Origin of the sequence: Micromonospora sp. DT44 (genome assembly GCF_049841635.1) — a bacterium.
In the GTDB taxonomy this organism is placed as follows: domain Bacteria; phylum Actinomycetota; class Actinomycetes; order Mycobacteriales; family Micromonosporaceae; genus Micromonospora.
The window spans coordinates 12462-31955 of sequence record NZ_JBNCKS010000047.1; the positions used below are offsets into that span (position 1 = coordinate 12462).

General features: G+C 74.1%; 14 protein-coding genes. 11 read left to right on the forward strand and 3 right to left on the reverse strand.

The window, feature by feature from the left end; genetic code table 11:
* Positions 1–41: 41 nt before the first annotated feature.
* The 11 genes from ACLQ25_RS24535 to ACLQ25_RS24585 are packed head-to-tail and all read left to right on the forward strand — an operon-like array spanning position 42 to position 17095.
* Positions 42–845 (forward strand): thioesterase II family protein, encoded by an 804-nt coding sequence (locus ACLQ25_RS24535; protein WP_425733144.1) that lies wholly within the window; start codon positions 42–44, stop codon positions 843–845.
* On the forward strand, positions 842–7480 hold the full coding sequence (locus ACLQ25_RS24540; protein WP_425733145.1) for a condensation domain-containing protein: 6639 nt from the start codon (positions 842–844) through the stop codon (positions 7478–7480). Before ACLQ25_RS24535 ends, ACLQ25_RS24540 begins: the two co-directional genes overlap by 4 nt.
* Positions 7481–7492: 12 nt before the next feature.
* Entirely contained in the window at positions 7493–8881 is a 1389-nt protein-coding gene (locus tag ACLQ25_RS24545; protein ID WP_425733146.1) for an MFS transporter, read from the forward strand.
* The gene (locus ACLQ25_RS24550) at positions 8878–9108 is read left to right on the forward strand and encodes an acyl carrier protein (protein WP_355048096.1); all 231 of its coding nucleotides are present in this window, start codon (positions 8878–8880) and stop codon (positions 9106–9108) included. Before ACLQ25_RS24545 ends, ACLQ25_RS24550 begins: the two co-directional genes overlap by 4 nt.
* Positions 9105–10772, forward strand: a complete 1668-nt coding sequence (locus ACLQ25_RS24555) for a hypothetical protein (protein WP_425733147.1) — start codon at positions 9105–9107, stop codon at positions 10770–10772. The genes ACLQ25_RS24550 and ACLQ25_RS24555 overlap by 4 nt, the downstream gene beginning before the upstream one ends.
* A complete protein-coding gene (locus ACLQ25_RS24560; RefSeq protein WP_425733148.1) occupies positions 10769–11797 on the forward strand; it encodes a 3-oxoacyl-ACP synthase III family protein in 1029 nt (342 codons plus the stop codon). Before ACLQ25_RS24555 ends, ACLQ25_RS24560 begins: the two co-directional genes overlap by 4 nt.
* A gap of 37 nt (positions 11798–11834) precedes the next feature.
* Positions 11835–13718: an HAD-IIIC family phosphatase gene (locus ACLQ25_RS24565; RefSeq protein WP_425733149.1), complete on the forward strand. Its 1884-nt coding sequence runs from the start codon at positions 11835–11837 to the stop codon at positions 13716–13718.
* Positions 13711–13959 (forward strand): acyl carrier protein, encoded by a 249-nt coding sequence (locus ACLQ25_RS24570; protein WP_357125631.1) that lies wholly within the window; start codon positions 13711–13713, stop codon positions 13957–13959. Before ACLQ25_RS24565 ends, ACLQ25_RS24570 begins: the two co-directional genes overlap by 8 nt.
* Positions 13956–14894, forward strand: coding sequence for a thiamine pyrophosphate-dependent dehydrogenase E1 component subunit alpha (locus ACLQ25_RS24575; RefSeq protein WP_425733150.1), 939 nt, complete (start codon positions 13956–13958; stop codon positions 14892–14894). The genes ACLQ25_RS24570 and ACLQ25_RS24575 overlap by 4 nt, the downstream gene beginning before the upstream one ends.
* Complete coding sequence (locus tag ACLQ25_RS24580; protein ID WP_425733151.1) at positions 14887–15900, forward strand: alpha-ketoacid dehydrogenase subunit beta; 1014 nt, start codon at positions 14887–14889, stop codon at positions 15898–15900. Before ACLQ25_RS24575 ends, ACLQ25_RS24580 begins: the two co-directional genes overlap by 8 nt.
* Positions 15893–17095 (forward strand): 2-oxo acid dehydrogenase subunit E2, encoded by a 1203-nt coding sequence (locus ACLQ25_RS24585; protein ID WP_425733152.1) that lies wholly within the window; start codon positions 15893–15895, stop codon positions 17093–17095. Before ACLQ25_RS24580 ends, ACLQ25_RS24585 begins: the two co-directional genes overlap by 8 nt.
* 8 nt (positions 17096–17103) lie before the next feature.
* Here ACLQ25_RS24585 and ACLQ25_RS24590 read toward each other — a convergent pair whose 3' ends face one another.
* The 3 genes from ACLQ25_RS24590 to ACLQ25_RS24600 all read right to left on the reverse strand — a co-directional run bounded on the left by ACLQ25_RS24590 (position 17104) and on the right by ACLQ25_RS24600 (position 19441).
* Positions 17104–17574 carry a hypothetical protein gene (locus tag ACLQ25_RS24590; protein WP_425733153.1) on the reverse strand — a complete coding sequence of 157 codons (471 nt, stop codon included), beginning with the start codon at positions 17572–17574 and terminating at the stop codon, positions 17104–17106.
* Between the two features lie 81 nt (positions 17575–17655).
* Positions 17656–18882, reverse strand: a complete 1227-nt coding sequence (locus ACLQ25_RS24595; protein ID WP_425733154.1) for an MFS transporter — start codon at positions 18880–18882, stop codon at positions 17656–17658.
* A 79-nt stretch (positions 18883–18961) separates the two neighbouring features.
* Complete coding sequence (locus tag ACLQ25_RS24600) at positions 18962–19441, reverse strand: hypothetical protein (protein WP_425733155.1); 480 nt, start codon at positions 19439–19441, stop codon at positions 18962–18964.
* Positions 19442–19494: the final 53 nt, after the last annotated feature.

Genomic DNA, 19494 nt, shown 5'->3' on the forward strand with positions numbered 1-19494 from the left:
GCTAAGACCGCGCTCACGGCCCGTTCCTAGCGTGTGCGGGCATGGCGACACCACCCGTATCCCCGCCGACGACCGGCGCCCGCACCGCCTGGCTGACCTGCGTCGCGCCTCGTCCAGCGGCCCGGCTGCGGCTCGTGTGCCTCCCGTACGCGGGTGCCGGCGGCGGCGCGTACCGGCCGTGGGCCGCCCTGCTTGGCGACGACGTGGAGGTGTGGGCCGCGCAGTTGCCCGGCCGTGAGCGTCGGCTGGCCGACCCGCCCCTGAGCACGATGGACGAACTGGTGCCGCCGCTTGTCGACGCGATCGCCGCGCGGGTGCCGGCGCCGTTCGCGATCTTCGGGCACAGCATGGGTGGCCTCGTCGGGTACGAGGTGGCGGCCCGCCTGGTCGCCCGGGGCGGTCCGGTACCGCAGCGGCTGGTGGTCTCGGCGGCCCGTCCGCCGCGCGACGCCGCGCCGCTCGGCACGGCGCACCGCCTCGACGATGCGGCCCTGACCCGCTGGCTGCACGACCTCGGCGGCATTCCCGACGAGGTGCTCGCCGACCCCGGTCTGCTGGAACTGATCCTGCCGACCGTGCGGGCCGACCTGAGCGTGGTCGCGTCCTACCGCCCGACGACCGTGCCGCCGCTGCCGCTGCCGGTGGACGCGGTGGCGGCCGCCGACGATCCCCTGGTCAGCCCGGACGAGGTGGCCGGCTGGGCGGCCTACACCGCGGCCGGTTTCTCGCTGACCGTCGTCCCCGGAGGCCACCTCTACCTGCACGACACGCCTCCCCCGCTGTCCCGCCTGCTCGACGGCGGGCCGGCCGCCGACCGCGCGTACGTCGAAGGGGCCACCCGATGACCCAGGACCTGCACCCCGACCTCGCCGATCTCACCCCCGAGCAGCGGGAGCTGCTGGCCCTGCGGCTGCGCCAGAGCCGCGCTGGCCAGGGCCAAGCCAGCCAGGGACAGGCCGGCCAGAGCCGCGCCGGCCGCGCCGATCCGACACCCACGCCCGCGACGGCGGCCTTCCCGCTCTCCTTCACCCAGGAGCAGCTCTGGTTCCTCGACCGGCTGGAGCCCGGCACGCCCGTCTACAACGTGCCCTTCGCCGAGCGGATCACCGGTCCGCTCGACGTCGCGGCGCTGCACCGGGCGGTCAACGCGGTGGTGGCCCGGCACGACGCGCTGCGGGTCGTCTTCGCGACCGTCGACGGCGTCGTCACCCAGCGGGTGTCGGACGCGCTGGAGGTGCCGCTGCCGCTGCTCGACCTGACCGGGCTCCCCGCGTCGGAGCGGGAGGCGGCGGCCGAGCGGGAGATCGTGGCGCACGCGGCGGTCCGCTTCGACCTGACCAGCGGGCCCCTGCTCGCGGCCCGGCTGGTCGCCCTCGCGGACCACGAGCACCTGCTGCTGGTGACCGCGCACCACATCGTCTTCGACGCCTGGTCGGCGGGCGTGTTCGTCGAGGAGCTGCTGCGCTGGTACGGCGAGTTCGCCGGGGACGCCCCGGCCGGGTTGCCCGCGCTGCCCACCCGGTTCGTCGCGCACGTCGCCGCCCGCCGCCGGCCGGAGGCCGAGCGGGAGCTGGCGGGTCACCTGGCGCACTGGCGGGAACGACTCGCCTCGGCGCCGGCCCGGTCCACGCTGCCGCCGGACCGGCACCGGCCGCCGGTGCAGACCCACCGGGGCCGGAGCCTGCCGTTCACCGTCGACGCCGAGCTGACCGACGCCCTCGGCGGGTTGGCCCGCCGCGCCGGAGCAACCGTCAACGCGGTGGTCCTCGCCGGGCTGACCGCCCTGCTGCGCCAGGCCACCGGCCAGGACGACCTGCTGCTCGGGATGCCCGCCGCCGGCCGGGCGAGCACCGATCTGGAGCCGCTGATCGGCTGCTTCGCCACCATGCTGGTGCTGCGCGTGGACACCACCGGTGACCCGAGCGTCCGCGACCTCGTCCGCCGGGTGCACCGGACGGTCAGCGAGGCGTACGCCCACCAGGAGGCCCCGTACGCGCGGGTGGTGGAGGAGGTCCGTCCGGTCCGCGACCCCAGCGTGAACCCGCTCTTCCAGGTGTTGGCGACCATGACCGACGGCGGCGTACGGCAGCGGCAGGCGGCCGGTGCGACGTTCCGTGCGGTGCCGGCGGAGAGCGGGCTCACCGACTTCGACCTGTTCGTCAGCCTGACCGTCGAGGGTGACCGGATCGACGGCGCGGTCGACTTCAACGCCGACCTGTACCTCGACGAGACGATCGTCGCGACCGTGGGCCGGTTGCCGGAACTGCTGCGCGCCATGGCGGACGACCCGGACCGCCCGTTGTCGGAGGTGCCCGGCCTGCGTCGGCACCGGATCGCCCTGGCGGCCACCTTCACCGTGGACCCGCTGCGCGACCCGGTGGAGTTCTGGCTGCGCTTCCTGCGCGTACCCGCGTCGGTGGAGCTGGTCGGGTACGGCCAGCTGGTGGCCCACCTGCTGGCCGGGCCGACGGTCGACGCCACGGTGTGCCTGCTGCGGTTCGAGGACTGGCTGCGCCGGCAGGAGAACACCGCCGGGGCCCTCGACGCGGCGATGGACGACCTCGACGCGGCGGTGGCGGCGTACCGGCGACGGACCGACGCGCCGCTGCTGCTGGTGGTCTGTCCCGCCTCGCCGCGCGCCGAAGGCCAGGAGTACGGCCGGCTCGACGACCGGCTGGCGGCGGTGGCGGCGCGTACCCCGGGGGTCCACGCGGTGTGGGCCGCCGACCACGCCGGCGCGTACCCGGTCGCCGAGGTGGACGACGAGCGCGCGGACGAGTTGGGCCACGTGCCGTACACCGGGGAGTACTTCGCGGCGTTGGGCACGATCGTGCTGCGCGAGCTGCGGCGGCTCGCCGGTCAGCCACGCCGTCTCGTGCTCGTCGACAGCGAGCGGCTACCGGTCGACCGGCTCGCCGACGCGCTGCCCGGTCACGAGGTGCGGGCGTACACGGCGGAAGCACTCGCCGCCGCCGACCCGGGCACCACAGTGGTCCTCGACACCGACCCGCAGGCCGTGGCGGCGCTGCGCGGCGCGTACCCGGGCGTGCTGGCGCTGGCCGTGCCCACCGGCGCGGAGGACCTGCGCCGGCAGCTCGCCCACGTCTGGGCGCTGGACCCGCCCGCACCGACCCCGGTCACCCACCCGAGCGGGCTGCTCACGACGATCGGGGCGGAGCGGGCCGCGTACGTCGTCGAGGAGCTGAACAGCGCCGCGGCGGTCGCCGAGCGCAGCCGGCCGGCCCCCGTCCGCGTCGCCAGCGACGAGGAGGTCGTCGCGCCGCGCACCCCCACCGAAGAGCGGCTCGCGGGTCTCTGGGCCGCCGCGCTCGGCGTCGAACAGGTCGGCGTGACGAGCGACTTCTTCGGACTCGGTGGACACTCGCTGCTCGCCACCCGACTGCTCTCGCAGGTGCAGGCCGAGTTCGGCCGGGAGGTGTCGCTCTACACCCTGTTCACCAACCCGACGGTGGCCGGGCTCGCCGCCGTGCTGGACGCCGTTGAGGACGCCGCCGCGCTCGCCCCGCTCACTTCCGCCCCGGCGGGTACGCCGGCGGTGGCGTCCTCGGCGCAGGAACGGCTCTGGGCGCTCGACCAGCTCGGCGACGACGTGGTCCGGCACAACACCACGGCCGCCGTCGAGCTGCGCGGCGACCTCGACAAGACCTCGCTGCGCCGGGCGTTCGACGACGTGCTGGCCCGGCACGAGGTGCTGCGGACCACCTTCCGGGGCCGTGACGGCGAGCCCAAACCCGTCGTGCACCCGCACGTCGAGGTGTGGCTGGAGACGCTGGACCTGACCGGGGTGCCGGCGGCGAAGCACACCCGTACGCTGCGCCGGGCGGCCGCCGAGCTGGCCGCGCACCGGTACGACCTGGCCGCCGGGCCGCTGGTGCGGGCCCGCCTGGTCCGGCTGCCCGACCAGCGCTGGCACCTGCTGCTCGGCATGCACCACATCGTCTGTGACAACACCTCGTGGAGCATCCTGCTCGACGAACTCGCCGCCCGGTACGCCCACCACGCCACCGGCGTCGACCGGCCGCTGCCGCCGCTGCCGGTGCAGTTCACCGACTACGCCCGACACCAGCGCGACTGGCTGGCGTCGGCCGCCGTCGAGCCGCACCTGGCGTACTGGCGCAAGCGGCTGGCCGACGCGCCGCCGCTGCTGGACCTGCCCACCGACCAGCCACGCCCCGACGAGCGCTCGGACGTCGCCGGGTACCAGGCCCAGCGGCTGGGCGCCGGGCTCGGGGCGGCCGTGCGGGAGCTGGCCCGGGCGGAGGGGGTGACCCCGTTCGCCGTCCTGCTGGCCGGCTTCGCCGCCCTGCTGCACACCGAGAGCGGGCAACCGGACCTGGTGCTCGGCACGCCCACCGCCGGCCGGGAACGCGCCGAACTCGCCCCGCTCATCGGGTGCTTCGCCGACCTGTTGCCGTTGCGGATGGACGTGGCGGGACGGCCCACGTTCCGGCAGCTCGTGGCCCGGGCGCACCGCACGGCCCGGGAGGCGTACCGGCACCAGGGGCTGCCGTTCGCGACCATCGTGGAGGCGCTGCGGCTGCCCCGGCAGGCCGCGTACCACCCGCTGTTCCAGTGCGTGCTCAACGTCCTCGACGGGGCTGACGAGCTGCCGGAGTTCGCCGGGCTGACCGCCACGCCGGTCGAGGTGCCGAGCGTCGGTGTCGACTTCGACCTCTTCCTCAGCGTCACCTGGCAGGGCGCCGACCTGCACGCCGACCTGGCGTACCGGGCCGACCTGTTCAACCCGGAGCGGATGGTCCGGCTGTTGACCGGGCTGGCGAAGGTGCTCGACGACGGGGTGCGTCGACCGGACGCGCCGATCGGCGCGGGTCGACGTACGCCCGTCGCCCGGCGGCCGACGCCGCCCGCGCCCCGGCTGGTGGTCGGCGGCACCGTCGAGGTTCCGCGGCTCGCCGAGACCGTCCGCTTCTGGGCCGGGCTGCTCAACCTGCCGCACACCCTCGAACAACTCGCGCCCGGCGCGCTGCTGCGGCTGCTGCGCGACCCCGCCGCCGGACTGGCGACCGGCCGGCGCGACCGCAACGCGCTGGTCCTGCGCTGGGAGGACCGGCTCACACCCGGCCCGCTCGCGGCCGGCATCGTCGGGCTGCGCGACTTTTACGCCGAGCTGCTGGCGGCGCTGGACGTCCACCGAACGCACAGTGCGGCGGCGCTGACGATCGCCATCTGCCCGCCGTCGCCGCCGTACCGGACGTCGCCGTACACCGCCGTCTTCGCGGAGCTGACCACGCGGCTGGCCCAGGCCCGGCCGGACGTCGACGTCGTCTCCGTGGCGGCGTGGGCGCGGCGCTACCGGGTGCCGGAGCTGCCCGGCGACGCCTGGTCGCCGGAGCTGGCGGCGGTCACCGCGACGCTGCTGGCGCGGCGGGCGGTGCGGCATCCCGCGCTGCGCCGGCTGGTCGTGCCGGCCGGGCCGGCGCACCGGCAGGCGGAGCTGGCACGGCTGCTCGCGGCCCAGGCCCACGCCGGGCGCGAGGTGCTTCTCACCACGACGCCGCAGCGCGCGGAGCTGTCCGCGCTGGTCACCGCCGGGATCATCGGGTACGCCCCGACGCCCACCACCGACGCGGCCACCCTGCTCCTGCATCCGGCCACCACACCCGCGCCGCCCGACGTCCCGGCGCTGCCCGTCGACGAGCGGGTCGGGCCGGTGGAGCTGTTGCGGGGTCTCTGGTCGCTCGACGCCGGCGCCACCGTGGACGGCGACGCGCCCGTCGACCGGATCCCCGTCGGCCTGCTGGCCGAGGTGGCCACCGAGTTGAGTGACGCGGCGGCGGTACGCGGCGCGGTCACCGACGGGTACCGGCGCTCGGCCGACCGGGCCGCCGCCGCGCCGCGCACGGACCGGGAACGCCAGCTCGTGGCGATCTGGTCGGAGCTGCTGCGGACCAACCAGCTCGGGATCACCGACGACTTCTTCGCCTCCGGCGGCGACTCGCTGCTCGCGATGCAGCTCGTGGCCCGCTGCGCGGCGGCCGACATCCACATCACCCCCCGACAGCTCGTCCGCCACCCCACGGTGGCCGAGCTGGCCGCCAGCCTCGGGGAGGCCACGGCGACGCCGAACGCCGAGCAGGGCGAGGTGCACGGCGACGCCCCGCTGACCGGCGCGCAGCGCTGGTTCACCGACGTCATCGCCCCCTTTATGGGTCGGCCCGCCCTGTTCAACCACCCCTACTACCTCGAGCTGGCCCGGCCGCTCCCGGCCGACCTGATCCGCGAGGCGGTACGTCGGCTGGTGGCCCAGCACGACGCGCTGCGGCTGCGCCTGACCCGGCGCGCGGACGGGAGCTGGCGTCAGCACCACGGCGACCCGGCCGACGCCGTGCCGTTCGTCAGCCACGACCTGACCGGGCTCGGTGTCGACGAGCGGAAGGCGGCGGTCGAGGCCCACTGCGCCGAGGCGCAGACCGGCCTGGACCTCGAAGCCGGCCCGCTGGCCCGGGTGGCGCACTTCCGGCTCGGCCCGGAACTGCCCGACCGGCTGCTGCTCGTCAACCACCATCTCGTCGTCGACGCGGTCTCCCGGGGTGTCCTGCTGGCCGATCTGGAGACGCTCTGCGACCAACTCGAACGTGGTGTCGAGCCGACGCTGCCGGCCAAGACCACGTCGTACCGGGACTGGGCGCGGCGACTGGCCGGGTACGCGGGTTCGCCGGAGCTACGCGCGCAGGTGCCGTTCTGGCTGGCGCAGGCCGACGAGGGGGTGCTGTCCCGGTTGGCCGACGAGCCGTCCGCCACGCCGTTCCGCCTCGGTGACCTGGGCCTGGCCACCGTGACCCTGGACGAGGCCGCGACCCGGGGACTGCACGCCACCGCCCGTCGACTGCGCGCCAGCGTGCGGGACCTGCTCGTGTGGGCGGTGGTGGACACCGTCGCGGGGCGTACCGGTGGCGCGGTCACCGTCGCCACGACCGGCCACGGCCGGGAACCGCTCTTCGACGACGTCGACGTCAGCCGTACGACCGGCTGGTTCCAGGTGCTCTACCCGCTGCGCCTGGAGCTGCCCACCACCACCGACGCGACCCGATCGGTCCGCTCGGTGATCCGCCAGCTCGGCCGGGTGCCGGACAACGGCATTGGCTACGCGCTGCTGCGTCACCTCTGCCCGGACGACGAGGTGCGCGCCCGGCTGGCCGCCACCGCCGCGCCGATGGTGGCGGTCAACTACATGGGCGGGTACGGCTTCGACGACGTCGCCCCGGCCAACCACCTCCTCGACGTCTGCGCGGCGCCGTTCGGGCCGACCGAGGACCCCGACGGGCACTGGCCCTTCCCCTTCGACGTGACGGGGTCGCTCACCGGCCCCACGCTGCGCGTCGATCTGAGTTATGCCACTCCGGCCTTCCGGCCGGAGACCGCCCAGAACCTGCTCGACGGCATCCGGCGAGGCCTGTTGCGCCTGGCCGGACGCCCCGGGCTACCGCCACGGCAGTAGGAGGAGACCCCCATGGCGTTCCGACGCCCGTCCCGGTTCGCCGGGTTCACCACGATCTGGTTCGGCCAGCTGCTGTCGGCGCTCGGCACCCGGATGACGAACTTCGCCCTGAGCATCTGGGTGTGGGACGCGACCGGCCGGGCCTTCGACCTGACGATGCTGATGGCGTTCGCGTTCGGCGCGACAGTCATCTTCAGCCCGATCGCCGGCGCGCTCGTCGACCGGTGGGGACGACGACTGACCATCGTGCTCAGTGACGTCGGCTCGGCGCTCACCACCGCCGTCGTGCTGCTGTTGTTCCTCAGCGGCTCGGTCGAGGTGTGGCACCTCTACCTGGTCAACCTGGTGACCGGCGCGTTCCTCGCGTTCCAGCTCCCGGCGTACCAGGCGACCATCACGGTGATGATGGAGAAGGGCCAGTACCCGAGGGCCAACGCGATGATGTTCGCGGTCCGGACCATTCCGGTGATCTTCGCTCCCGGCTTCGCCGCCGCCCTGCTGGGTTTCATGGACATCAAGGTCATCCTGCTGGTCGACGCGCTCTCCTATGTGGTGGCGATCGGGGCGGTGCTGCTGGTGCAGCTCCCACCCCGGCCCCGCTCGACCCAGCCGGACGAGGGCGGCTTCTGGTACGACACGTTCTACGGCTTCCGCTACATCCTGGCCAGCCGGGCGTTCACCGGGCTGGAGGCGATCATGTTCGCCATCAACGTGCTCGCCGCCGTCGGCTTCGCCCTGCTGGTGCCGCAGATCCTGGCCCGCACCGACAGCAGCACCAACGCGGTCGGTCTGGTCCAGACCATCGGCGCGGTGGGCGGCGTGGCCGGCGCGCTCCTGCTCGGGCTGCTGCCCAACACCCGCCACAAGATCCGCCGGATGCTCGTCGCCATCCTGGTCTTCAGCGTCCTCGGCCGGATCGTCTACGGCGTCGGGGACAGCATCATCGTCTGGTCCGTCGCCCTGCTCTTCCTGCACCTGTCCATCCCCTTCATCGACGGGTACGCCCAGTCGGTGTGGCAGGAGAAGGTCGAGCCGTCCCACCAGGGCCGGGTCTTCGCCGCCCGGCAGTTCATCGAGGACCTGGCGTACCCCGGCGGCACCGCCCTGGCCGGTATCGCCGCGGACCGCTGGTTCGAGCCGATGATGCGCGAGGGCGGCCCGGGCGTGCCGTACTTCGGGTGGCTGGTCGGCAGCGGACCGGGCGCCGGGATGGGCCTGATCTTCGTGATCGTCGGTTTGTTCGGCATCGGCGTGGCGGCCGCCGGGTTCGCCTCACCGAGCATCCGCCGGATGGAGGTCGACCTACCCGACTACGACGAGCCGACCGACCCACCGGCCCCGCTGCCCTCGCCGACCGGCACCGAGGAGCTGACCGACGACCGCGCGGTGGTGGCGAAGTGACGCTGACCGAGGTGGTGGCCGGGGTCCTGGAGGTCGACCCGGCCGAGGTGACCGACGAGTCCGGGCCGGAGACCATCGGCACCTGGACCAGCCTGCGCCACCTGCAACTGGTGGTGACCCTGGAGGAGGTCTACGGGCTCTCCTTCGCCTTCGACGAGATCCGCGACGTGCGCAGCGTCGGCGAGCTGCGGACCGTGCTGCGCGCCAAGGGCACGGAGACACGATGAGCACCGTCCTGTTCACCCGACGCACCCGCTGGCAGGCGCTCACCCGCCAGCGGCCGGTCCCGGCGCTGCGCGTCGCCCTGCTGGCCAGCTACACGGCGGACCCGTTGGTGCCGTACCTGGGCCTGGACCTGCACGAGCGCGGTCTTGCCGCCACGCTCACCGTCGGCCCGTTCCAGCAGGTCGTGCAGCAGTGCCTGGCCACCGACGGCTTCCTCGCCGAGGTCCGGCCGGACGTGCTGGTGGTGGCGCAACGCCTCGAGGAAGCGGGCGAACCCGGTCCGGCCGGCGACGCCTGGGCGACGGAGCTGTTGGCCGGGGCCGAGGCGGCCGTCACCGCCGCGCGTCGGCACGGCGCCCTGCTGGTGTACGTGCTGCCGGCCGTTCCCGCCGCCCGCCCGTCCGGGCCGGCCGACGCGATGCACGCCGACGGGGTGGCCGCCAGCGCCACCGTCGTACGGCAACGCCTGCGCGACCGGCTGGCCGGCGACCCGTGGGTGCTGCTCGTCGACGCCGACGAGGCGGTACGCGCCGTCGGCGACGAGCGGGCGCACCACCCGGTGCTGTTCCGCCTCGCCAAGGTGCCGTACACCGAGGAGGTCTTCGCCCGGCTCGGGGCGACCGCCGCCACGCTGGTGGCGTCCTGGTTCGGCGCGGGCTGCCGGGCGCTCGTCGTCGACGGAGACGGGCTGACCGGCGCGGCGCACCTGCTGCCGGCGCTGCGCGAACTGCGCGCCGCCGGCGTACGGGTGGCGCTGCGGGCCACCGGCGAGGGGTGCTGGTCGGACGGCGACGCCGTCGACCTGCTGAGCGTGCTCGACGGTTGGGTCACCGACGACCGGCCGCTGGGCGAACAGCTCGCGGAGATCGCCGCGGAGCTGGACGTGGCCCCGGCCCAGATCGTGCTGACCGGCGTCAGCGCGGCCCAGTTCGAGCCGACCGGCGAAAGGCCGACCGGCGAAAGGCCGCCCGGCGAAGAGCCGGCGGTCGAGGGGCCACCGCGGCGCGTGCCGCTCGGGGCCGACCCGGCGGCCTGGTCGGACGAGCTGCGGGCGGCCGGGCTGACGAACCGGCTGCCGGAGCGGCGGTGGAGCGGCGGCCCGGCCCGGTCGGCCGCCGCGCCGCACGCCGCGCTGTCCCTGGACGACTTCGTGGCCGGCCTGGACGTCCAGGTCGACTACCTGCCCGTGGTCGCGGACGGCGTCGGCGAGGTCGCCGAGGTGGTGGCCCGGGCCTACGACTTCGCGCTGACGTCGGCCTTACCGGCCGCCGCGTTGGCCGAGCGGGCCGCCGACCTGTTGGCGATCCGGGTCCGCGACCGGCTGGGCGACTACGGCACTTCGGGCCTCGTCGCGCTGGACCGCAGCGCCGAACGCTGGACCGTCGACGTCTTCTCGCTCTCCTGTCCCGTGCTCGGCAAGGGCGTCGAGGCGGCCGTGCTGCGGGAGGTGACCCGCCGGGCCGGCGCGGCCGGCGCGGACGAGGTGGTCGTCAAGTGGACCGACACGGGCCGCAACGGCACCGCCCGGCGCTTCCTGTCCGAGGTGGACGGTCTCGCGCCCGCCGATCCACGGGTCCGGCTACGCGCCGCGCGCGCCTCGGCGGACCCGACGACGGTGTCCGCGACGGCCGACGCCGGGACGGCAGCGACGGCGGTACGGCCATGAGCGCGCCACCGGTCGGCGTCGGGGTGGCCGCCCTGGCCCACGTCCTCGGCGAGCCGGTCGACGTGGCGGCGGCCGCGGCCACGTACACCAAGGATCTTGATCGTCTGCGGTCCTGGGAGTACCGGACCTTCCACCGGGCCGGTCCGGCCGTCGGGGTGACCGACCTGGCGGTGGTGGCCGGCGGCACGGCCCTGGACCGGGCCGGGTTGTCCGCCGCCGACGTGGACCTCGTGGTGCTCGCCATCCCCGACCTGGCCGAATACCTCTACTGGGACCCCGCCGCGCACACCCAGGCCCGCCTCGGCGCGCACCGGGCCGAGGCGGTGCTGCTCAACCAGGCGTGCGGCGGCGGGGTGGCCGCGTTCGACACGGTGGCCGGGCGGTTCGCCACCCACCCCGGCTACCGCACGGCGCTGGTGATCGGCGCGAACCGGGTGTGCGAGCCGTACTGGAACCGGATGGAGGTGAACACCAGCGTCTTCTCCGACGGCGCGGCGGCGGCCGTGCTGGTCCGTGACCACGACCGGTGCCGCTGGCTGGCCACCGAGACCATCTCCGACGGCCGGTACGCGGGCTTCATGCGGATGCCCGTCGGCGGCGCCGCCCAGCCGTTCACGCCGGACGCCGGCACCCCCCGCGTCGGTGACCCGGCGGACCGGCTCAACGAGTTCTTCGCCGGGGACGTACGGCGGATGTTCCGGTTCGTCGCGACCATCCGTGAACGCAACCGGCAGGTGGTCCAGGCGGCCTGCGACCGGGCCGGCGTCACGCTCGCCGACGTCCGCCGCTTCGTGCACTTCCACGACAACGCGCGGCAGTTCGCCGAGCTGACCAAGGACCTCGGCGTGGACCTGGAACGCACGAACGTCGAGCTGGCCCTCGCGCACGGTCACATCGGCTGCGCCGACCAGCTCATCAGCCTGGAGCGCCACCTCGACAGCGGCGAGGTGGCCACCGGCGACCTGGTCGCCCTGACCAGCACCGGCAGCGGCATGCACTGGGTCTGCACCCTGCTGCGGGTCTGACCGGCCGCCGCACCCACCCACGGAAGGAACACCGAATATGAGAGTCGAGGAGGTCCTGCACCGGATCCGCCGGCTGCGCCGAGGAGACGCGGCCGCCGACCCGGAGCTGGCGCCCGGCCTGGTCCACCTGGACGACGCGGCGGTCACCACCGTCGCGTCCGCCGGTCGGCTGCTCGCCGACGTACCCGTCGAGAAGCTGGCCAGCCCCGACTTCGCGCTGCGCCCGCTGCGGGTCGCGGTCACCGGCACGTTCACGCCCGGCACGCTGGAACCGCTGCTGCGGGTGGCGCTGCTGCGGATCGGCATCGCCGCCGAGATCCACGTCTCCGGCTTCGACCAGCTCGTGCTCGACCTCAGCGACCCCGGCTCGGCGCTCGCCGAGTTCCGGCCGGACGTCACGCTCTGCCTGCTGCACGACGGCTGGTTCCTGCCGGCCGAGTGGGACCCCGGCGACCTGGCCGGCCTCGCCGACGTGCTGCGCGAACGGGCCGGCGTGCTCACCGCCGCGCTGCGCGGGTACGCCGCCCGCACCGACGGCGCGGTGCTACTGCACACCGTGCCGCTGTCGCCGTTGGAGCACCGCAGTCTGGTCAGCTTCCGGGGGCGGGCCGAGCTGGGCCTGCTCTGGCGGGAGCTGAACGCCCAACTTCTGGAGCTGGGCGGACGGGAAACGACGTACACCCTGGACCTGGAGGCGCTGCTGGTGGACCACGACGGTCCGGTGCGCGACGAGCGCCTGTACCGCTTCGCCAGCATGGCGTGGACGCCCACAGTGGAGCGCCGGTACGCCCACGAGGCGGCCACGTTCTGCCGGGCGGTCCTCGGCCGGACGGCGAAGGTGCTCGCGCTGGACCTGGACAACACGCTCTGGGCGGGCGTGCTCGGCGACGACGGGCTCACCGGCATTCAACTCGGCGCCGACTACCCGGGCAACTGCCACCGGGACGTGCAACGTCGCGCCCTGGCGCTGCGCCGGCAGGGCGTGCTGCTCGCCGTGTGCAGCAAGAACGACCCGGACCTGGTGACCGAGGCGTTCGCGCAGCATCCGGACCTGCTGCTGCGCGCCGACGACTTCGTCGCGCAGGCGGTCAACTGGGGGCGTAAGGACGAGAACCTGCGCCAGCTCGCCACCGGCCTCAACCTGGGTCTGGACGCCGTCGTGTTCGCCGACGACAGCCCGTTCGAGTGCGAGCTGGTACGCCACGAGCTGCCGAGCGTTCGAGTGGTGGAGCTGGCCGGCGATCCGGCCGGTTTCTCCACGCGGCTGCTCACCGAGGGGCACTTCACCGTACTGGCCACCGGCGTCACCGACCGGGAACGCACCGAGCTGTACCGGGCCCGGGCCGGTCGGGAACGCTTCGCCGCCACGTTCGACTCGGCGGCCGACTACCTGCACGAGCTGAAGTTGCGGGTCAGCGTCCGGGACGTGGACGCGCACAGCCTGCCCCGGGTCGCGCAGCTCGGGCTGCGCACCAACCAGTTCACCATGGCCGAACGAGCGCACACCGAGGCGCAGACCCGGGCCCGCGCCGACTCCCCCGACCACCTGGTGCTCACCGTCGAGGTGGCCGACCGGTTCGGCGCGGAGGGGCTGGTCGGCGGCCTGTGGCTCGACCGGAGCGATCCGGACGCCTGGGTGATCGAGAACTTCGTGCTGAGCTGCCGGGTGTTCTCCCGGGGCGTCGAGCAGGCGGCCCTGCACCGGGTGACGGAGCTGGCCCGCTCGGCCGGTGCGACCCGCCTGGAGGCGCTGTTCCGGCCCACCGCCCGCAACAAGCCCGGCGGGGCCGTCTGGCCGTCCGTCGGCTTCACCGTGGCCTCCGTCGAGGACGGCACCACCCGGCACGTGCTGCCACTGCACCCCCCGCCCCGGCTGCTGCCGGCGTGGATCGCCCTGAAGGAGGGAGACATCCGTGCCTGACCTGTTCACCACCGTCGCGGGCCTCATCGAGCAGGTCGCGGACGTACCGGCCGAGGAGATCACGCCCGACGTCCGGTTCGCGTCGTTGGCCCACTGGACCAGCCTGGAGGCGCTGCGACTGCTCTCCGCGCTGGAGGACGACCTCGGCGTACGGCTGGACCTGCGGGCGTACCTGGCGGTGACCGCCGTCGGCGAGCTGGTCGACCTGGTCGCCGCCGAGCGGGACGGGGTCGTACGGTGACCGCCACCCGCACCGAGGCGGCGCCCACCGCGCCGACCCGGCTCACCGACGCCGACCTGGACCTGCTGCTGCTCATCCGGCACTTCGAGCTGGCGCTGCTGGACATGTTCGGGCGGGGCGAGCTGCACGGCACCACGCACACCTGCCTGGGCCAGGAGTACGTGCCGGTGGCGCTGCGCCCGCTGCTGGACGACGACGACTTCGTGTTCAGCAACCACCGGGGCCACGGCCACTACCTGGCCCGGTTCGACGACCCGCACGGCCTGCTCGCCGAGGTGATGGGCCGTGAGGGCGCGGTGTGCCACGGGGTCGGCGGCAGCCAGCACATCCTGCGCGACCGCTACCTGTCGACCGGGGTGCAGGGCGAGAGCGCGCCGGTGGCCGCCGGGGTCGCGCTGCACCTCAAGCGCACCGAACCCGGCCGCCTGGCGCTGGTCTACCTGGGCGACGGCACGTGGGGCGAGGGCGCCGTCTACGAGGCGCTGAACATGGCCGCGCTGTGGGGCCTGCCGCTGGTGCTGGTCGTGGAGAACAACGGCATCGCGCAGTCCACGCCGACCACCGCGCAGCTCGCCGGCAGCATCGGCGGCCGGGCACGGGCCTTCGGGGTGGACCACCTCCGAATCACCTCCACCGACACCGAGGTCGTCCGCGCCGCGCTGACACCGGCGCTGCGCCGGGTCCGCGAGCGGTCCACGCCGTACGTGGTGGAGCTGCTCACCCACCGGGTGGGGCCGCACAGCAAGGGGGACGACAGCCGTCGCCCCGAGGAGATCGCGCACGCGCGGGCGCACGACTGGTACGCGCGTTACGCGCGGGCGTACCCGGAGCAGTTCGACGCGCGCGACGAACACCAACGGGCGTACGTGGCCCAGGTGGTCGCCGACGTCGCCGGCCGCCCGGCGAGCCGCTGGACGGAGGAGAACCGTGGCTGAGCGGGTGGTGGAGAACCTCAACCAGGCCCTGCACGCGCTGCTGGCCGACGACCCCACGCTGAGCGTGCTCGGCGAGGACCTCGTCGACCCGTACGGCGGGGCGTTCAAGGTGACCCGAGGGCTGTCGGCGCGCTGGCCGGATCGGGTGCTGTCCACCCCGCTGAGCGAGGGCGGGATCGTCGGCGTGGCCGGTGGGCTGGCCCTGGCCGGGCAGAGCGCCATCGTCGAGATCATGTTCAGTGACTTCGTGGCGCTGGCGTTCGACCAGATCCTCAACTTCGCCAGCAAGTCCACCGCCATGTACGGCCGGCGGGTGCCGATGCGGCTCGTGGTGCGCTGCCCCAGCGGTGGCAACCGCGGGTACGGCCCGACGCACAGCCAGAGCCCGCTGAAGCACTTCATCGGCATCCCCGGCCTGAGCGTGCACGAGGTGTCGCCGTTCCAGGACAACCGGGCCGTGCTCGCCGGGATGCTCGCCACCGGCCGGCCGGGACTGCTCTTCGAGGACAAGGTCCTCTACACCACCCGCATGTACGCCGACGGCGTGGTGGACGAGCTGTTCCGCTACGACCTCATCGGCCCGGACGCCGACGTCGCCCGGATCCGGGTGGACGAGGAGGAGCAGGCCGACTGCGTGCTGGTCGTGCCCGGCGGGTTGGCCACCCGGGCCGTGGCGGTGGCCCGGGAGCTGCTGCTGCGCGACGACGTCGTCTGCCAGGTGCTGGTGCCCTCGCGGCTCTGGCCGCTGGACGTGGACGCCCTGCTGCCGCCGATCGCGCGGGCCGGACGGGTCGTGGTGGCCGAGGAGAGCACCGCCGGCGGCACCTGGGGCGCGGAGCTGGCGCAGGTCGTGCACCGGCGGCTCTGGGGATCGCTGCGCGCGCCCGTACGTCTCGTGCACTCCGCGGACAGCGTCATCCCGACCGCCGCGCACCTCGAACGCACCGTGCTGGTGCAGGACGCCGACATCCACCAGGCCGTGAAGGAGGTCGTCAGTGGTGACTGACCTGGTCGTCCCCAAGCTCAACAACAACGACACGACGTACGTCCTGCTCGACTGGCTGGCCGAGGACGGCGAGCGGATACGCGCCGGCGAGCCGATCGCCGAGGTGGAGACGTCCAAGGCGGCCGAGGAGCTGCTCAGCGACGGCGACGGCGTGCTGCACCGGCTCGTCGAGGTCAACCAGGAGTGCGCCCCGGGCGACGTCATCGGGCACGTCTTCGACGACGAGGAGGCGCGGCAGCGGTTCCTCGCCTCGGCGGTCACCCCGGCCGCCCCGACGCCCGAGGCGCGACCGGTTGGGCCCGTACTCACCGACTCGGCCCGGGAACTCGCCACCGCGCACGGCCTCGGCGACCACGAGCTGCGCGAGATCGGTAAGGCGGTCGTGCGGCGTACCGACGTGGAACGCCTGCTGGCCGACCGGTCGGCGGCGCCCACGGCCGCGACCGAGCCGGTGGTGGTGGCCGCGGCCGCCGCGCTGGCGGCCGGCGACGGCCCGGAGCCGGACGACCCGCGCCCGGTGCACACGCTCTCCCGCGCCCAGCGCGCGGTGGCCGCCGTGGTCACCGAGTCGCACCGCGAGGTGCCGGCGGCGCTCGCGGTGATCAAGGTACGGGCCGACGCCGCCCTCGCGGTCGCCCGGCAGCTCACCCGCGCCACCCGCACCCTGGTCGGCCTGCCGGAACTGCTGGTCAAGGTGATCGGTGGGCTGCGCGAGGACCACCCGTTGCTCTTCGCCTCCCCCGGCGACGGCAGCAGCGTACGGCTGGCCGAGGCGGCCCACGTCGGCGTCACCATCGACGTCGGCACGGGCCTGTTCATCCCGGTGGTCCGCGACGTCGAGGAGCTGACCTGCGCGGAGATCGCCGAGACGCTGATGGACTTCCGCAGCCGGGCCGGCGGCGAGGGCTTCCGGGCCGGCGAGCTGGCCGGCGGGACCATCGTCGTGTCCCTGCACACCGACCCCGACGTGGTGCTCGCCGGGCCGATCGTCTTTCCCGGTCAGACCTGCGTGGTGGCGATCGGTGGGACCCAGGACGAGCTGGCGCTCGACGCGGACGCTCAGGTGGTGACCCGCCGGTTCGTCAACCTGAGCGCCGTCTACGACCATCGGGTCGTCAACGGACGGGAGGCGGTCGCCTTCCTCCAGGCCGTGAAGGCCGCCCTGGAGTCCCCCGACCACCTCGCCGAGGAGTGACGCGCCGGTCAGCCGAAGAGCTTCTCGTCGCACACCTGCCAGCCGACCTCGGACTCCAGCCACAGGTCGAGCCGCAAGGTCTGACCGTTCCGGCCGGCCAGTTCGATGGTCACCGAGGCGCTGTTGCCGGCCTCGTCGGTGAAGACGGCCCGGCCCATGGTGTGCGCCACGGGCCGGCCGAGGCGCTCCACCGCCGAGGTGAACGCCGCCAGGTCGGTCCGCGCCCTGATCTCCTGGCACAGGGACCCGTGGGCGGCGGCGTCCTCGTTGCTCTCCAGCCGATGGACGAACTGGTCGGCCGCCGCGCGCGGCTCGTCCACGTCCGGTCCGGCGTACATCCACAGGAGAAAGCCGCCGACCGGCACGGCGAGCGCAGCCAGGCACCCGAAGATGATGGCGCTCGCGACGATCCGCCCCGTGCGCGAGGCCCGGGGCGGTGGGTCAACCGACGGAGGGTGCGGTGACAGGGCTGGGCGCATGGCGAAAGGCTAATCACGGCGGGTACCTGACCGACGGCGGTACGGCCACGAATCGATCTCGCTGTCCGTGACGCCCGCTCGTCAGCCGGTCAGGCAGCTCTGTCGGTCGTGATCGTTGGCTGCTGAGCAGCGGTGCGGACGGCGTGTCGTGTTGCTGAGCCGCCAACGATCACGAGCGGCGGCGGTCGTGGCAAGCACGCACAGCGCGGCGGCGACGAGCAGAGGTGGACGTCCGCCCAGGTGGACGGCTGCCGAGCCGAGCGGGATCGCCAGGACGAGCGGCCCGAACATCGCGGTGTTGGCCGTCGCGGCGACCCGGCCGAGCAGCGCCGCAGGGGTATGCGTCTGCACGGCGGTGACCGCCGCGACCAAGGTCCACGGCAGTCCGACGCCGACGGTCACCGCGCCCGCCACCGTGACCGGCCACCAGGGCAGACACCGTCCCAGACAACCCGTTGCGAACAGCAGCGTTCCGGCGACCCCGACCGCCACGGGACCTCGTCGGGTGAGGAGTCGGCCGACGACGAGTCCACCCAGGATGGAGCCGGCGCCCTGGGCGCTGGCAAGCACCCCCAGAAAGCTCGTTGGCAGGCGCAGGTCCGTGACGACGATCGCGTAGAGAGCGGCGGTCACGAAGCCGGACATGGCGATCGACACTCCGGCGAGCAGGACCGGCACGCGGATGGTCCGCTGTCCGGTCAGGACTGCCAGTCCGGTACGCAGCCCGTGAGCCCGCCTCGTCGGTCGCCCGGATGACGGCCGGTTCAGGCGGACCAGCAGGTAGAGGAGGGCGACCAGAATCGGCATCACCCCGCTCAGCCCGGCCACCGCGTGCCCGCCCTGCCAGGCGTAGAGGCCCGCGCCGACCAGCGGCGCCACGAGCTTCATGCCCTCCTGGGCGCTGGAGCGCCACCCGTTGACATCGCCGAGTTCCGCTGCCGACAACGCGGACGGCAGCAGCGCCGTCTCGCCCGCGTCGATGAGTACGTAGCTGACACCGTAGGCACACGATACGGCGAAGACGAGCCAGGTCTGCCCCGGCCCACGGACGGCGAGGAGCGAGAACAGGGCGGCGGCCAGCGCGAGGTTGACGGCGATCACCAGTGGTCGCCGGGACACCCGGTCGAGTAGGCCACCGAGCCACGGGCCGGCGAGGACCGGGGCGTACACGCAGAGCCCGGTGAGCGCGGCGACGGCGGTCGAGCCGGTGAGGTCGAGGACCCAGAGGCCAGCCACCAGCGACATGGCGCTGCTGCCGAAGCCGGACAGCATGGAGATCGCCACGAACAGGTAGGCGTTACGCCGCATCCAAACCCTCCAGGTTGAGCCGAGTTCACTCACATCCTGTCGGGTTGAGCCTCGATCGGGCAATGCCACCAGTGTGGTGTCATTGCAGCATTGACAAGGAGGTCTCGATGTCACCCGCCACCGTTCGCACCGGCGGCGGCAGTCGGTCGCCCGCGTGGTCGAGGTCGCCGCGCAGGTGCAGGGCCAGCGCGTAGAGCGACCCCGGGTCGGCGTCCAGAGCCGCGTCGACCGTGCTCCGCACGAGTGTCGCCCGACGGAAGCGGGAGTCCCACCGTCGGTCCGTCGCGATCCACCGCCCCAACTCGGCCACCGCGGCCCGCAACGCCACAATCTGCGGCGAGTAGCCCCGGTCCAGGTCCTGCCGCCGCGCACGCCGCGCCCCGGCCAGGCGCTGCCGGCGCTGCTCGGCCGCCTGCCGGCTGCCGAGGCCCAGCGCCGTCGCGATCTGGGCCCAGGTCACGCCATCGTGGCGGGCCCGGTCGATCAGCTCGGCCTCCCGCTCGTCCAGGCGGGTACGAGCGGCACGGACCTCAGCCAGACCGGCCAGCGGTGTCGTCACCGTGTCAACATTACATTGACAGCTCGATGTGGCGAGTCCGGCCGCTCGAGGGT

Coding starts and splice junctions, on each gene's coding strand:
- ACLQ25_RS24595 (WP_425733154.1), bottom strand. CDS start 18,882: ATGCGGCGTAACGCCTACCTGTTCGTGGCGATCTCCATGCTGTCCGGC.
- ACLQ25_RS24545 (WP_425733146.1), top strand. CDS start 7,493: ATGGCGTTCCGACGCCCGTCCCGGTTCGCCGGGTTCACCACGATCTGG.
- ACLQ25_RS24555 (WP_425733147.1), top strand. CDS start 9,105: ATGAGCACCGTCCTGTTCACCCGACGCACCCGCTGGCAGGCGCTCACC.
- ACLQ25_RS24565 (WP_425733149.1), top strand. CDS start 11,835: ATGAGAGTCGAGGAGGTCCTGCACCGGATCCGCCGGCTGCGCCGAGGA.
- ACLQ25_RS24590 (WP_425733153.1), bottom strand. CDS start 17,574: ATGCGCCCAGCCCTGTCACCGCACCCTCCGTCGGTTGACCCACCGCCC.
- ACLQ25_RS24540 (WP_425733145.1), top strand. CDS start 842: ATGACCCAGGACCTGCACCCCGACCTCGCCGATCTCACCCCCGAGCAG.
- ACLQ25_RS24560 (WP_425733148.1), top strand. CDS start 10,769: ATGAGCGCGCCACCGGTCGGCGTCGGGGTGGCCGCCCTGGCCCACGTC.
- ACLQ25_RS24535 (WP_425733144.1), top strand. CDS start 42: ATGGCGACACCACCCGTATCCCCGCCGACGACCGGCGCCCGCACCGCC.